General features: G+C 41.2%; 11 protein-coding genes and 1 tRNA gene. 1 reads left to right on the top strand and 11 read right to left on the bottom strand.

Features of this window, described 5'->3' with window-relative positions:
* Positions 1 to 41: 41 nt before the first annotated feature.
* Positions 42 to 2,444 carry a TonB-dependent receptor gene (locus GTQ34_RS10705; RefSeq protein WP_166523804.1) on the bottom strand — a complete coding sequence of 801 codons (2,403 nt, stop codon included), beginning with the start codon at positions 2,442 to 2,444 and terminating at the stop codon, positions 42 to 44.
* 146 nt (positions 2,445 to 2,590) lie between these two features.
* Between GTQ34_RS10705 and GTQ34_RS10700 the strand changes: the two genes are divergently transcribed.
* Complete coding sequence (locus GTQ34_RS10700) at positions 2,591 to 3,919, top strand: hypothetical protein (protein WP_166523803.1); 1,329 nt, start codon at positions 2,591 to 2,593, stop codon at positions 3,917 to 3,919.
* 479 nt (positions 3,920 to 4,398) lie between these two features.
* Here the strand turns inward: GTQ34_RS10700 and GTQ34_RS10695 are convergent.
* From GTQ34_RS10695 to mraY, 10 genes are all read right to left on the bottom strand, one after another.
* Positions 4,399 to 4,472, bottom strand: a tRNA-Arg gene (locus GTQ34_RS10695).
* Positions 4,473 to 4,483: 11 nt separating this feature from the next.
* On the bottom strand, positions 4,484 to 4,936 hold the full coding sequence (locus GTQ34_RS10690) for a GatB/YqeY domain-containing protein (RefSeq protein ID WP_166523802.1): 453 nt from the start codon (positions 4,934 to 4,936) through the stop codon (positions 4,484 to 4,486).
* A gap of 102 nt (positions 4,937 to 5,038) precedes the next feature.
* Positions 5,039 to 6,985 carry a cell division protein FtsZ gene (ftsZ, locus tag GTQ34_RS10685; protein ID WP_166523801.1) on the bottom strand — a complete coding sequence of 649 codons (1,947 nt, stop codon included), beginning with the start codon at positions 6,983 to 6,985 and terminating at the stop codon, positions 5,039 to 5,041.
* A gap of 26 nt (positions 6,986 to 7,011) precedes the next feature.
* The gene (gene ftsA / locus GTQ34_RS10680) at positions 7,012 to 8,340 is read right to left on the bottom strand and encodes a cell division protein FtsA (RefSeq protein WP_166523800.1); all 1,329 of its coding nucleotides are present in this window, start codon (positions 8,338 to 8,340) and stop codon (positions 7,012 to 7,014) included.
* A 3-nt stretch (positions 8,341 to 8,343) separates the two neighbouring features.
* Entirely contained in the window at positions 8,344 to 9,063 is a 720-nt protein-coding gene (locus GTQ34_RS10675) for a cell division protein FtsQ/DivIB (RefSeq protein WP_166523799.1), read from the bottom strand.
* Positions 9,053 to 10,402, bottom strand: a complete 1,350-nt coding sequence (murC, locus tag GTQ34_RS10670; protein ID WP_166523798.1) for a UDP-N-acetylmuramate--L-alanine ligase — start codon at positions 10,400 to 10,402, stop codon at positions 9,053 to 9,055. Before murC ends, GTQ34_RS10675 begins: the two co-directional genes overlap by 11 nt.
* Positions 10,399 to 11,487 (bottom strand): undecaprenyldiphospho-muramoylpentapeptide beta-N-acetylglucosaminyltransferase, encoded by a 1,089-nt coding sequence (gene murG, locus GTQ34_RS10665; protein ID WP_166523797.1) that lies wholly within the window; start codon positions 11,485 to 11,487, stop codon positions 10,399 to 10,401. The genes murC and murG overlap by 4 nt, the downstream gene beginning before the upstream one ends.
* The gene (locus tag GTQ34_RS10660; protein ID WP_166523796.1) at positions 11,474 to 12,679 is read right to left on the bottom strand and encodes an FtsW/RodA/SpoVE family cell cycle protein; all 1,206 of its coding nucleotides are present in this window, start codon (positions 12,677 to 12,679) and stop codon (positions 11,474 to 11,476) included. The genes murG and GTQ34_RS10660 overlap by 14 nt, the downstream gene beginning before the upstream one ends.
* Positions 12,680 to 12,682: 3 nt before the next feature.
* Positions 12,683 to 14,017, bottom strand: a complete 1,335-nt coding sequence (gene murD, locus GTQ34_RS10655) for a UDP-N-acetylmuramoyl-L-alanine--D-glutamate ligase (RefSeq protein ID WP_166523795.1) — start codon at positions 14,015 to 14,017, stop codon at positions 12,683 to 12,685.
* Positions 14,018 to 15,238 carry a phospho-N-acetylmuramoyl-pentapeptide-transferase gene (gene mraY, locus GTQ34_RS10650; RefSeq protein ID WP_166523794.1) on the bottom strand — a complete coding sequence of 407 codons (1,221 nt, stop codon included), beginning with the start codon at positions 15,236 to 15,238 and terminating at the stop codon, positions 14,018 to 14,020. It lies immediately after the preceding gene.
* Positions 15,239 to 15,242: the final 4 nt, after the last annotated feature.

Here is a 15,242-nt window from a genome sequence, read left to right as displayed (position 1 = left end):
AGATTAGAAGCAATCATAAAAGCTTAATTTGCTTTAGCGTGTCAGAAACTATAGGAAAGGTCCACTCCCACTGTAGTCGGTGTGTTAGGAAACCTTAAATTATTGAAACCGAACTCTGCGGTTGGGAAAAACTCTTGATTGAATTGGGTGTCGAAAATGTTATTTGCCCAAACTGTTACCCCGACATTATTGAACCTGAACTTAGCCCTTGCATTCACCAACGTATACGGCTCTTGTTTATATTCCTCAAGCGGGTCCCAATAAAGTGTACCTCGACTATCCGCATTAGCAAATAACGTTACTCCGGATTTTTCGCTAAAATTGACATTGGCATTAAACCCAATTTGAAAGGTACTCTTTACCGTGAAGGGAGAAGTATTGCCACTTACATCCACTTCTTCGTTTGTCTCATAATCAAATGCTGCAGCATTAGTCAGTAGGTTATAAGTGCCTTCTTTTATTTCGCCGTCATTTATCCCCAAACTGGCAAAAAAGTCGAGGTTGTTCGTTGCCCTGAATTTCAATTCAGATTCGAAACCTGAAATCTTCGCTTCTTCAAAATTATAGATACCCAAAATTGAGGGAGTCAATGGGATAAAGGTATATTGTTGTTGATTCTCAAAATTGATGTAATAAAAAGCATTGTTGAAGATAATCCGGTTGTTCAAGAAGCTTGTTTTTAACCCTACTTCGAAGTTATCCGTGAATTCAGGGTCATATTCCTTCTCAAATTTCACCGTTGGCTCAGAATTGAAACCTCCACTGCGATAACCACGACCATAATTGGCATAGGCCAGAACATTTTCAGATGCAGCGTATGCTATTGAAAATTTAGGCTGCACCACGGTAATATCCGTTTCAATGGCTGTGTTGGTGATACGAGAGTCGTTGGTCAGTTTATCATTGTCTACCCTAACACCTCCGGACAAAGTAAGCTTCTCTGAGACATGAAAATCCAAAAAGGCAAATGCCGCCAATGTTCTAATGGTATTGTCATCGTCATTACCGACCAAGGGATCCTCACTGTAGTTTGCATTCTCCGCAGATGCATCCACAAATCCCCCTTCATAAAAAGTGAGATTCAAAAATGTAGAGGTATTCAGATACCTTTCACTGTTTTGGAACAAGGTGCCAAAGGTATAATCTACCAGCTGAGTTTCTGCACCATTTGATGTTAGACGGAGCTCTTGACTAAAAGTATCTGAGTCTGAAGTTTGCGATACCTTACTAAAAGCATACTGTGAATAATCATTTTCGCCGATGTAATACCGCCGGGTGGCATTGAAAGAGGTAACCGATTGAAATCTGGCTTTATTGAGATTACCCTCAACCTTAAGGCTACTCAATGAATTGGATAGTTCTGAATCGCCCTGAACATCCCCGAACGGCTCGCTGGAATAATCATCATCAGCAAGTACGGGAATCGATGGGTCGAAAATATCGGTTTTGGTCACATAGTAATTTCCGCCTGCATCTACTTTGAAATTGTCTTGAACATAGGTAGCGGACCATCTAGGGTTAAAGCGATATTTAAGTTTTGCCCTAATATTGAATTCATCATAAAAGTCAACCTTTTCATTTAAGAAGGTATTGTTGATCAGCCCATCAAAGGTTTCATAATTTCCGGCAATACTATAATATAGCTTGTTCTTCACTAGGGCTCCGGAAGAAGAAAGTCCAGCACCTAACAAACCTCCATTTCCGGCATTGGTCATCACCTTGGTCTTGTTGGTATTGGTAGGCTCCTTAGTGATTATATTAATAGCCCCGGCGATAGCGTTTTTACCATAAAGCGTTCCTTGGGGACCCTTTACAAACTCCAATAGTTCGGTATCGTACAAGGTCATATTCATGGCACTTGCGTCTGGTAAAGTCATCCCATCAATGACAACAGCCACAGGAGACTCGGCATTTCTAATTTGCGAAATACCACGCACAGTTAGGAAATTCACTCCAGGTTGTTGCGCTTGGTTAAAGGTAACGTTTGAAATTTGGGATGTGAAGGATTGAATATTATCTATTCCGCTCGTTTCTATGGTCTCCGCATTAATTGCTACGGTAGTTTCGGGCAAGGTTTGTATGGCTTGGGTTCTAACCCGAGCTTTACTCGCAACAGAAGAAAATCCTTGAACGGTCACACCTTCCAATTGATTTGGCGCAGGTTGTAACGCAATGTTAAGGTAATTCCCCTCAATCTTGACGGTTTTATTCTCGAAACCCAAATAGGAGATGGTAAGTTCTTGTGTTGTTTCATTAACGGAAATAACAAATTCCCCATTAAAATCGGAAATAACCCCATTTTCTGGATTACCCGCCTCCATAATAGTTGCGCCCGGAAGAGGGTTGCCCGAATCGTCCATAATCTCACCCCCGATATCCTTTTTTGTTTGCCCGAAAACGGATAGGGATGTCATGCACAGGATACATAGGAATAGATTTTTCATTTTAAAAGTTTTTTTCAGTTAGTTGAACAAACCTATAAATACCAAAAAGTTAATTCCATCATTCCTGTTATTTTTTTATTATTAATTTAAAATAGGAATTTAAATGGAATATCTCTAATTTTAAAGGTGTTAAGAAATTTAAACCTATGAATGTAAGAGGAATTCATATTTCCAATGGTTTTATGTTAAGCCTTCATGAAGAGCTTTTGACCGTTTTCTCCAAGCATTATTCCATAGAAACAAAAACCCTGACCGTGTTTCAATTATATGGTTTTGGCAGTTATGATGAAGGGCGGCCCAGTTTAAAAGGTTTTATCACTGAAATCACTGGACAATGGATAAACGGAAAATATTTGTACAATAAAATTCGGGAAATTGAAAGGGGCAACAGTAAAAACGTAAAATTACGAAGGGATTATCTGTCCCTTTTAATTCTTGCTGCAGGGTATGATAATTATAGTCAATATCTCAACAATTCTCCTTTTATAACCGCTGCTATTCGAAAAGAGGAAGGGAGCAATTTTGATCAAACCTCCAATGATATAGACGCTCTTTATTATGTTGGGTACTATGTTGAAGATAGACAGTATTACATCAAGTCCAAATTCACCATTTATAAAATGAAAACGGCTTACTGGGAGATTCTATACTGGGAAAAGAACTACGAACCGACCTTCTACAACTATTTTGGAAAATGTGTGCCTACAGGCGAAAGTGCGTTATCCTTTTATTTCAGCAAAGAGAATTCGAACCTTAACAAGGAATGTTTTGTAAACATTTTCTACGGCAACAATATGCAGACCAAACCTGTGTTGTTAGGGGCATATTGCGGTTTTGACCGGAGCAATAACCCTGTTATCGGAAAATTAGTTTTTGAGCAGGTAAATGACGCAGATGAACAAAATGAAAAAGTAAGAAGTAAGGATATCAATCCAATTTTTCACCATTACCTATATTCCCAACGGATGGAGGTAGATGGAATACTGCCCCATAAAGATTCGGATCTTTCAGTTTCCCTGAACCGACTAGAAATCATCAATTTCTTGATTGGCGATTATCTCGGATTCTATTTGGATAAGAACAATTATTTGATTCCTATATCCTTTGAAGTTTTGAACGAACTTGGAGAGTTAAAATTCAAAGTCAACAATACCAATTTTAGGGGCATTGGCAGAATGAGCAGAACCGAGAACTACCTAATATCTGAATTCAGTGAAAGGAATATGTCATATTCGCAGTTCTCATTGCAAGTACAGCCTTTGGAAAGGGATTTGTTTCTGGGCCATATGCTGGTTTATTCTGGTGCAAATGTCCTAAATGGTAGGGTATTGTTGTGGAAAAAAAACAAAAAGTTGAAAAAGTTCATGGAACGAAATAAAGAGTTCTATCTGAACAAGACCGATTTGGAAGATTTTGTAAACACTAAGATCTCGGAATATCTCGAAATCCATATTCCAGAAACCATTCAGAGTTAATCGAAACGACCAAACATTTAAACTATGAGTCTTGAGCATATGCCCAAATTAAATGTTTGACTCATAATACCAACATTTTTTTAGAATAACGGACTATTTACTGCGAGGCAATTAATCCCAGATTTTACTCGACTTAGAAAATCCGCTTCCGAAAGTTCAATTCCCTATACCTATTTCTAAACTTATCCAAAGTTCATCGAAAGGGCTATTTTAATGACGCTAAACGGTGGGTTTATGATGCCTAGTTGACACGTCTCAAAGTAGTATTATCGACAAAAAAAAATCAACTGAATGGCGAACGAAACTAGTTTCGCGCTACAGGCGTCCCAAATTCTTGCCAAACTGATTTACTGGGCGATGCAGAAATCACCAATCCAAACTACAACCTTGACAGGATCTAAAAAGATTTTACGTAATCAAAAAAAAGTCTCAAAATCAATGATTTTCAGACTTTTTGAATTCAAATATGTAGTTCCCAGTGACCGCGGGAGGATTCGAACCCCCAACCCTCAGAGCCGAAATCTGATATTCTATCCAGTTGAACTACGCGGCCTTTTATGTTTCTTATGAACTTAATTTTGCTTTTACAATGGTAGAAATGGTCTTTCCATCGGCCTGACCAGCCAATTCTTTGGAAACGATTCCCATGACCTTTCCCATATCCTGCATTCCAGAAGCTCCTATGGCATCTATGGTTTGCACTACAATTTTTTCTATTTCCACTTCCCCAAGTTGTTCGGGCAAAAACTTTTCTATAACGGCAACCTGGGCCAATTCAGGCTCTGCAAGGTCATCACGACCCTGTTCTTTAAAAATAGCTGCGCTATCCTTACGTTGCTTTACCAACTTCTGTACCAGCCTGATCTCATCTGCTTCGCTAAGCTCACCAACAGCACCCTTATCAGTTTTAGCCAACAAGATTGCAGACTTTATGGCACGCAGTGATTCCAGTGCAACCGCATCCTTGGATTTCATCGCTGCCTTCATCTCCTCCATTACTTTTTCTTGCAAAGCCATTTCAATCTATTTTGGGCTGCGAATATAAAAAAATAAACCCGAAAGTCTATCAACCATCGGGCTTATGCTCTCCATTGAAAATGGATTTCAATTTAAACACTACTAATCAACATTATCGTGCAAAAAAGAGTTGTTGGAACGCAATTGAAGGTCATCATTGCTATCCTCACTCAATGTAGTCCTGGAAACCTTCTGCTCTTTAGGAACCTCGTTTAAATCAACACCCTGACGTTTGTAGGCTGGCTGTTTTTCTATTTCATCAATACTGTTTCGGTTGTTCTGAAACTTATAATTGAAGTTTTTCAGTTTTTTTCTGCGCTCGTCAGCACGATCTTTCAGCAACTCGCTGATCGGACTGTTAAGCGGTCCGGCGTTCGACCCCTCCGCATCATTTTCTTTATTGGCTTCCACTTTAATGGTCTTTTTTTCAAAAACCAGTTCGTTTTCCATCAATTTAGGTTCGTGGGTTTCAGCCACAGATTTAGCTCCCGTCAATTTATTTTCCAACTCCATATACTCTTCCAAATTGTAACGGGTCTCGCCTTCCTTTCTATATTCCAATACGGGCTTTACCTCAACATATTCATTTACGTTGATGTCCTTGACTTCTTCATCCAGATTAAAGGTTACTGTTTGCTCCTTTTCTTCTTCCACTTGATTTAGTGGCATATCAAAACTTAAGGTAAATTGATCTTCTTCTGCTTTGGGTGAAACAACTTCTGCATCTACAACCTCTATATTGTTCAGAATACTTTTGGTCTCGATAATGACAAAGTCATCTTCCACGTTTTCGGGCACTACTTCTTCATAAAACACATTGAAGTTTCGGATATAGCTCGTGGTCGTAATTAAATCAGATTCTTTTTCCTGCAGTTTTTCTTCAAGCCCTTCATCCATCTCCAATGTATGTTTGACCACCTGTGGTACAGGTTCCACAGGATTCTTTTCAATCCTAACATCCTGCACGGAAGTGGTCTCAGTACTAAGATCATGTTCTGCAGTCTGCTCATCCTCAAGCGTATAGAATACTTTTTTTGACTCGGTATTTACGATATCATCTTGCTGATCTATGTTAAATCCCGTAGCTATCACGGTAACCGCTATGGCCTCGCCCAAATTTTCATCCTCTCCTACTCCCATAATGATATTGGCTCCATGCCCAGCCTCGATTTGGATATGGTCATTGATTTCACCTATCTCATCAATAGTGATTTCTTGGGTACCTGATACTATGAGCAGCAACACATTTTTAGCCCCGTTTATTTTGTTATCGTTAAGCAAAGGAGAATCCAATGCTTTCGTAATAGCTTCATTGGCACGAGCGGAACCTGTTGCCGAGGCGGACCCCATAATTGCTGTTCCACTATTGGAAAGTACGGTTTTGGCATCTCTAAGGTCAATATTCTGAGTGTAGTGATGTGTAATGACTTCTGCTATACCCCTAGCGGCAGTGGCCAAAACTTCATCTGCTTTTGAGAATCCCGCCTTAAACCCAAGATTTCCATAAACCTCCCTAAGCTTGTTGTTGTTGATTACAATCAAAGAATCAACATTGGCGCGCAGTTTTTCAATCCCTAGTTGTGCTTGTTTGTTTCGCATGGCCCCTTCGAACTGAAAGGGTATGGTCACAATGCCTACGGTAAGAATGTCCATTTCCTTAGCCAACTTGGCAATAACTGGAGCGGCACCTGTTCCGGTTCCTCCTCCCATTCCCGCGGTAATAAAAGCCATTTTTGTAGTCTGCTCCAACATGGCCTTGATATCGTCCATGCTTTCCAGGGCTGCCTGCTCCCCAATTTCAGGATTAGCTCCAGCTCCAAGACCTTCTGTAAGGGATACCCCCAATTGAATCTTATTGGGCACAGAGCTGTTCTGCAATGCTTGGGCATCGGTATTGCAGATTACAAAGTCCACTCCGTTGATACCGGCCTGGAACATGTGATTGATGGCATTGCTTCCTCCGCCTCCAACTCCAATTACTTTTATTACGTTGCTTTTGTTCTTGGGCAAATCAAAAGCGATGTTGTCAAATTCAGCGTTCTTACTCATGACAGTTTTGTTTCTTTATGGGGTTACTATTCTGCATTGTCCAAAAAGTCCTTCAACTTTTCCGACCATTTATCAAAAATGGATTTCCTTGCTCTATGGCTTTCCATAGTCATTTTTCCTTCCGTGTGTCCTTGTTCTACCAAAACCTTCTCTTCTTCTGGCACTCCATCTTCATCAACAGGGAGATTTTCACTTGTTGATTCCAAGGCATTCATCAACAATCCTACGGCCGTTGCGTATAAAGGACTTGCCACCTCTTCATCGGAATCGCCGGCCAAATGCTCGTTGGGGTAGCCAATACGGGTATCCATACCGGTGATGTACTCCACCAATTGTTTTAGGTGCTTCAATTGACTTCCTCCTCCAGTGAGCACAATACCTGCAATCAATTTTTTCTTTTGCTCTTCGTGACCGTAGTTTTTGATTTCCACATACACCTGCTCTATAATTTCCACAACACGGGCATGAATGATCTTGGACAGGTTTTTAAGGGTGATTTCCTTGGGTTCCCGACCGCGTAGCCCAGGAATGGAAACGATTTCGTTGTCCTTGTTTTCTCCGGGCCAGGCAGAACCAAATTTTATCTTCAATAGTTCAGCTTGCTTCTCTATGATGGAGCAGCCTTCTTTGATATCTTCTGTTATTACATTACCTCCGAAAGGTATTACCGATGTATGACGTATGATACCGTCCTTGAAAATGGCCAAATCCGTGGTTCCGCCACCTATATCGATCAATGCTACACCAGCTTCTTTTTCCTCTTGGCTCAATACCGCCTCTGCAGATGCCAAAGGTTCCAAAGTGATGTTACCCAAATCCAAACCAGCACTTTTTATGCACCTTCCGATGTTTTTGATGGAGGATACCTGACCCACAACCACATGAAAATTGGCTTCCAGTCGACCGCCGTACATCCCTTTGGGCTCTTTTATTTCTGATTGGCCATCGACCTTGTATTCTTGGGGCAGTACATGGATGATTTCTTCACCAGGAAGCATAACCAACTTATAGACTTGGTTGCAAAGTCGGTCCAAATCATCGTTATCGATTACTTCTTCAGAATTTGGACGAGTAATGTAGTCGCTGTGCTGGAGGCTACGAATATGTTGCCCTGCAATTCCGACCACCACTGAACCAATCTTCAATCCCGAATTGATCTCTGCTTGTTCCACAGCTTGCTGAATGGAGGATATGGTCTGGGTTATATTATTGACCACCCCCCTGTGCACTCCCAGGCTCTTCGACTTTCCAGTTCCTAGAACTTCAATTTTTCCATATTCATTTTCCCTACCGATGATTGCCACGATCTTAGTAGTTCCAATGTCCAGCCCGACTGAATAATTACCCTGTTCCATACGTTATATTTTGGTGCAAACCACTTGGTTGTTGAATTCTAAACTCACTATTGCATAATTTTCCAAGGAATTGTCCTTGGTTGCCTTGGCATAAAAAGCCATGAAATTTTTAAACTTCTCATTAAGGTTATCAACCCCACCTAAATTCACCACAAAGTTTTCCATACGAAACTTTAATTGGTATTTCCCTTCCTCTTCTATATGTATTCCGATTACATTTTTCCTTAGAAAATCATCGGCGTTTATATAATTCAAAATAACGTAGGCGTCCTCCAAGGATTTCCCTGTAATTTTGCCCGTGATAATGGGAACCCTCGCCGAGTGATACTTTGACAAAGGCATGCGTTCTCCCAAATCATCCAAATAAAATTTAGAGACTCCCTCTACTCTTCCAATCGGTTTGCGTTGAACAATCTTGGATATAAGTTCCCCGTTTACAGTAAGATAGACCTGGGCGTTTTTCACCATATCATTGGACAGTAATACTTCCTCTATGGTATTCAAAACTAATTGTTCTTTAGGCCTATTTTTTACGGGTCCATAATTTTGTATTAACAATTTATTAACTGCACCTTCGGTAATGTACAAATTGTTATCTCCCATAAATACGATGGAGAAATCGTCTACCTTTTTCTTCTTGCTACGGTGATCGGCAAAGCCATAAAGCGCAATTACCGCAACAGATAAACATGCTAATTTTATGTGATCCCAGTTAACTCGCATACGCCAATTCTTTTTTTATTTTTGATACTTCCATTCCAATGTCTCCAGCACCCATACTTACCAAAACCCCTGTTTTACAGTGTTTTATCTCCTGTATCAAATTTGATTTTGAAATCAACTTCTTATTGGGGTTATCAATCTTATCCAATAGCCAAGAAGAAGTAATTCCTTCGATGGGCTCTTCTCGGGCTGGATAGATCTCCATCAGCAAAATCGAGTCAAATTGCGAAAGACTTGCAGCAAATTCGTCTGCAAAATCCTTTGTTCTGGAGAAAAGATGGGGTTGAAAAACTGCGGTCACTTGTGCCTCCTCATGCATCTCACGTATCGCTTGGTATACCGCATTTATTTCTGTGGGATGATGGGCATAATCGTCTATATAAACAAAATTCTTTTCTTTAATTTGATACGAAAATCTTCGCTGTACCCCTTTGAAGGTTTCCAAAGCCTTGGCAAGGCGGTGTGGTGGGGAACCTATTTGCACCGCCATGGCAAAAGCAGCTAATCCATTGAGCAAATTATGCCTTCCGGGTTTGTTGAATCGAACGTGTTTCAATTCTTCGGATGGGGTGACCAAATCAAATATGTAGGTGCCTTGTTCAACTTCTATGTTTTTTATGCAGAAATCAGACCCGTCTTCTATCCCAAAGGTGATTCCTTTAATGGATAATCCACTTTTCACCAATAATGATCCCTTGGGTTTAACACGGAATGAAAAATCCTTAAAAGATTGCTCCAACTCTTCCTTGGTTCCATAAATGTCCAAATGATCCGCATCCATGGAAGTTATGCATGCTATTTGGGGTGATAGGTGCAGAAAGGACCGGTCGAACTCATCGGCCTCCACCACGGAATATTGGGTGCCATCGAGTACAAAATTGCTGTTGAAATCTTCAGAAATACCTCCTAAAAATGCCATGAACGGCAGGCCGCATTCCTTAAGCAAATGCGCTAAAATACAGGAAGTAGTTGTTTTGCCATGTGTGCCGGCCACCGCTAGGCAAAAAGTATCCCTTGATATGATACCCAAGACCTCAGCACGTTTCTTTACTTGAAACCCGTTATCCTTGAAAAACTGCAGCTCAGAATGCTCGACTGGCACAGCAGGTGTATAAACAACAAGTGTGTCCCGTTCTTTGAAACTTTCCGGAATCTTCTGAACATCATCATCGAAGTGTACTAAAACACCTTTCTCCGTCAATTCTTGTGTGATGGGTGTCATGGTCCGGTCGTACCCTGCCACTTGCTTGCCCACAAAATGAAAATAATGCGCCAAAGCGGACATACCAATGCCGCCAATACCAATAAAATAGACGCTATGTATGTCTTTCAAATTCACTTCAACAACTTTTCAATTTCATCGACAATATGCTCAGTGGCTTTTGGCATGGCCAATTTTCTAATGTTTGCTCCAAGCGTTTGTTGCATTTCTTCGGAATTCATCAATTGGGAAAACCTTTCCTCAAATGTTGAATCCAACTCCATTTCTTTAAGCATGATCCCAGCATCCTTGGTCACAAGTGCTTTTGCATTCTGTGTCTGATGATCTTCGGCCACGTTCGGCGATGGGATAAACAACACGGGCTTCCCTACCAAACACAATTCGGAGACCGAACCTGCTCCGGCTCTGGAGATTATTACATCGGCAGCTGTATAGGCAAAATCCATGCGGTTGACAAATGCCAGTACCTTCACGGTTTCCGAATTGTATTTCCTGTATTCTTCAAAATAGAGTTTGCCACATTGCCAAAGTACCTGCAATCCCATTGCATCAAAGAAATCGAGTTCCCTTTCAATCAATTGGTTGATACGTCGTGCGCCAAGACTCCCCCCGAGAATCAAGATGGTTTTTCTGTTCGGATTCAACCCAAAAAAACTGAGTGCTTCTTTATTGTCCTTTTTCAAATTCACCAAATCCATACGAATTGGATTTCCGGTTTTCACAATCTTTTCCTTTGGAAAAAACCGCTCCATGCCATCATAGGCCACACATATCTTTTTTGCCTTGCCCGATAGCAGCTTGTTTGTGATGCCTGCAAAAGAATTCTGCTCTTGAAGCACACAAGGTATCCCAGCACTTGCAGCCATCCTAAGTAATGGCCCACTGGCAAAACCTCCCGTTCCGATGGCAACATCCGGTTTAAACTGCTTCACTATTTTTCGCGCACGTAACAAACTACTTATCAGCTTTAATGGAAACATGAGATTTTTCAATGTCAGTTTCCTTTGTATTCCACTTATCCACAGACCCTCAATTTTATATCCCGCCTGTGGCACTTTTTCCATTTCCATTTTATCCTTGGCTCCCACGAACAAAAACTCTGCATTGGTATGCCTTCGTTTCAATTCGTTGGCTATGGCTATGGCCGGATAAATATGTCCTCCTGTACCTCCTCCAGAAAGTATAAACCTATATCTGTCCACTCAATACTTCTAAAGGATTGGTTTCATCTATGTCATAGGATTCCTCCTCACTGGTTTCTTTTTTATTGCTTGCACTGAGCACAATCCCGATGGCCAAGCAAGTCATCCAAATGGATGTTCCTCCCATACTTATCAGTGGAAGGGGCTGTCCGGTAACTGGAAACAGCTGCACCACCACCGCCATATTGATAAATGCTTGAAAAACAATGGGCAGGCCCACTCCAATTACCAACAATTTTGAAAAAACTGTTTTAGCCGAATGTGCCACAACCACTATCCTGAACAATAGCAATAGATAGAAAAAGAGCAACGCTCCTCCTCCCAACAAACCGTATTCTTCGATAATTATGGCAAAAATGAAATCGGAGGTGCTCTGTGACAACATGTTCTTCATAACACTTTTACCAGCACCCTTGCCTACCACACCTCCCTCTGCTATGGCTATTTTGGCCAAGGTCAACTGATGTAAGTCGTCCTTATCCGCTTTCTCTGGATGTACAAAGGTTTCTATTCTAGATTTCCACGTCCCTGCCCGTTGCGGCAACACTTCTGGGGCCTTGAAAAGGACAAAAAGAAACATTCCTCCCAAAACCAAAACTGTACCCACCATTGCTAATAGGTATTTCAGCGGATATCCACCCAAAAAACACAACACCAAAACCAAAAAACTGATTATGGCAGCAGTGGAGAAGTTTTCGGGCAATATGAGCAATACAACAAGGGCTGTAGGCAGCCAAAGTGGCAAAAGACTTTCTTTAAAGGTGATCTTTACATCCTTTATCTTGGTCAAATAACGAGCAATCCAAATCATTAAAACCACGGAAGCCAAGGTGGATGTCTGGAAATTGACCCCGACAAATGGAATCTTTATCCACCGATTGGCCGTAACACCACCTATTCGGGTCTCCACGGTGAGGGTATATGCCAATAGCAACAAAACTATGGGCAGTGCAATAATGGAGAGGCCCTTAAAGTAATGTGCAGGTATGCGATGTACAGCATATATAATTCCGAAGCCCAAGAACAGGAGCACGGCATGTTTTACCAAATGACCAAAAGTGGTTCCATCATCGTTTACATAAACCAAATTGGTGCTTGCGCTGTAGACAGGTAAAAATGAGAAAAGGGCCAATAGGGCCACTACGCCCCAAATGGCTTTATCACCTTTCAAATTTTTGAAAACTGTCATCACGTTCTATAGATTTTTTATTGCGTTTTTGAATTGATTTCCTCTATCCTCGTAATTTTTAAAAAGGTCGAAACTGGCGCACGCTGGCGACAGCAGTACGGCATCACCACGTTCGGCAATCTTGTAGGCCACCTTCACGGCTTCTTCCATGGAATAGGTTTCGACCATCAAGTCGATGACGTTGCCAAAGGCGTCTTTAAGTTTCGTGTTATCCATTCCCAAGCAAACAATCGCTTTTACTTTCTCTCGCACCAAAGGCATTAGTTCGGAGTACTCATTGCCCTTATCAATACCTCCAGCAATCCACACTATCGGTTTTTTGATTCCATCCAGGGCATAAAATGCTGCATTTACATTGGTTGCTTTGGAATCGTTAATGTATTCCACGTGATTTATCTTCAAGACCTTCTCCAATCTATGGGGTACCCCTTGAAAAGACTGAATACTTTGACGAATGGTCTCTTTTCTGACATTCACCAGCAATGCCGCCAAACTGGCTGCCATCGCATTTTTTACGTTGTGCTGGCCTTCCAAGGCCAAAATATCTGTACTCATTTCCAAGGTTTTATGTTCTATTTTTAATTTCATTGTATCATTTTCCAGCCAAGCTCCTTCCTTTTGTTTCTCCTTTAAGGAGAAAGGAACCAATTTGGATTGAACTGGGTTTTCTTTTAACCAATCACGGATTACTTCATCATCGGCATCATATATCAGATAATCATGTTCATCTTGGTTCATGGCTATCCGAAATTTGGAGGCGATATAATTCTCAAATATGTACTCGTATCGGTCCAGGTGATCGGGTGTAATGTTAGTGATCATGGCAATTCGTGGTTTAAAATCCAAAATACCGTCCAACTGAAAACTGCTGATTTCCAACACATAATGTTCAAAATTTTGTTCCGCCACCATTTTTGCAAAACTGTCACCGATATTTCCTGCCATACCCACCTTCAATCCACCATTTTTCAACAGATGGTACGTAAGCATGGTCGTGGTTGTCTTTCCATTGCTGCCTGTTATCCCGATAATGTTTGCATCAGTATACCTAGAAGCAAACTCGATTTCCGAAATCACAGGGATGTTCTTCGCCACAAGCTTTTTTACCAAAGGCACCGCATCTGGAATACCAGGACTTTTCATCACTATATCGGCCTTCATGATTTTGGTTTCGGTATGTTGGCCCGATTCCCATTCAATCTCAAAATGTTCAAGAACTTTGCTGTATTCCTTTTTTATTTCTCCTTTGTCCGAAACAAAGACTTCAAATCCTTTTTGTTGCCCTAAAATGGCAGTTCCCACACCACTCTCCCCTGCACCAAGTATCACCAAGCGCGCCATTTATCGAATCTTTAGGGTGACAATACTTATGATTGCCAATAATATTCCTACAATCCAAAAACGGGTAACAATCTTACTCTCGTGATATAATTTCTTCTGGTAATGATGATGCAAAGGGGCCATGAGAAATATTCTTTTTCCTTCGCCATATTTCCTTTTAGTATGTTTGAAATAGCCTACCTGCATCATCACCGACAAGGACTCGGCGAAGAAGATTCCACACAAAATGGGAATCAACAATTCTTTGCGCACAATGATTGCAATTACTGCGATTACACCCCCAATGGTCAAACTGCCCGTATCTCCCATAAAAACCTGGGCGGGATAGGCGTTGTACCATAAAAATCCGACCAAGGCACCAACAAATGCAGCAATAAATACAACCAACTCACCTACTCTGGGCAAATAAAAAATGTCCAAGTAGTCTGAAAACTCGATGTTACCGGATACCCAAGCAAAAATGCCAAGTGTGAGCACAATTATGGCCGAGGAACCTGCTGCCAAACCATCAATACCATCGGTGAGATTAGCACCATTGGAAACCGCTGTAATAATAAATATGACCACAGGGATAAAAATCAACCAAGCATAGTCTTCCAAACCTTCCCCTGCCCATGAAATCCATTCTGCATAATCAAGTTCATTATTCTTAAAGAAAGGGACGTTGGTACGAACCGCTTTGGTTTCCTCCCCATAGACTCTTTCCACTTTAAAATTTTCAGTGATCCTTGTGGTATCCTTTTCTTTGATGGTCACCGCAGGATGGAAGTAAAGCGTAGCACCTACCACCAATCCCAAAACGATTTGGCCAATTACCTTAAATCTCCCCTTTAGGCCCTTTTTGTCTTTCTTGAATATTTTGATGTAATCATCGATAAACCCGATAAGGCCCATCCAAAGTGTGGTCACAACAAGAAGAATCACATAGATGTTCTTGACATCGGCAAACAAAAGCACCGGTAGTAGCGTTGACATGATGATTATGACACCTCCCATAGTAGGGGTGCCAGCCTTTTGCTGTTGTCCTTCCAATCCCAAATCCCGAATGCTCTCCCCTATCTGCTTTTTTTGAAGAAACAGGATTATCCGCTTTCCGTAGACCATAGCAATCAATAGTGACAACAACACCGACATGGCGGCGCGAAAGGTGAGGAATTGGAAAAGTCCTGCACCTGGCAATTGATATTGATTCTCTAAGTATTCGAACAAGTAGTATAGCATGTGC

The organism is Flagellimonas ochracea (genome assembly GCF_009903685.1).
GTDB lineage: Bacteria > Bacteroidota > Bacteroidia > Flavobacteriales > Flavobacteriaceae > Flagellimonas > Flagellimonas ochracea.
The sequence above is the reverse complement of the archived record's forward strand: the minus strand, read 5'-3'. Positions and strand labels throughout refer to the sequence as shown.

Excerpts from the sequence above, each read along its gene's own strand:
- GTQ34_RS10705 (WP_166523804.1), bottom strand. The coding sequence starts at position 2,444 with ATGAAAAATCTATTCCTATGTATCCTGTGCATGACATCCCTATCCGTT.
- GTQ34_RS10700 (WP_166523803.1), top strand. The coding sequence starts at position 2,591 with ATGAATGTAAGAGGAATTCATATTTCCAATGGTTTTATGTTAAGCCTT.
- GTQ34_RS10690 (WP_166523802.1), bottom strand. The coding sequence starts at position 4,936 with ATGGCTTTGCAAGAAAAAGTAATGGAGGAGATGAAGGCAGCGATGAAA.
- ftsZ (WP_166523801.1), bottom strand. The coding sequence starts at position 6,985 with ATGAGTAAGAACGCTGAATTTGACAACATCGCTTTTGATTTGCCCAAG.
- ftsA (WP_166523800.1), bottom strand. The coding sequence starts at position 8,340 with ATGGAACAGGGTAATTATTCAGTCGGGCTGGACATTGGAACTACTAAG.
- GTQ34_RS10675 (WP_166523799.1), bottom strand. The coding sequence starts at position 9,063 with ATGCGAGTTAACTGGGATCACATAAAATTAGCATGTTTATCTGTTGCG.
- murD (WP_166523795.1), bottom strand. The coding sequence starts at position 14,017 with ATGGCGCGCTTGGTGATACTTGGTGCAGGGGAGAGTGGTGTGGGAACT.
- mraY (WP_166523794.1), bottom strand. The coding sequence starts at position 15,238 with ATGCTATACTACTTGTTCGAATACTTAGAGAATCAATATCAATTGCCA.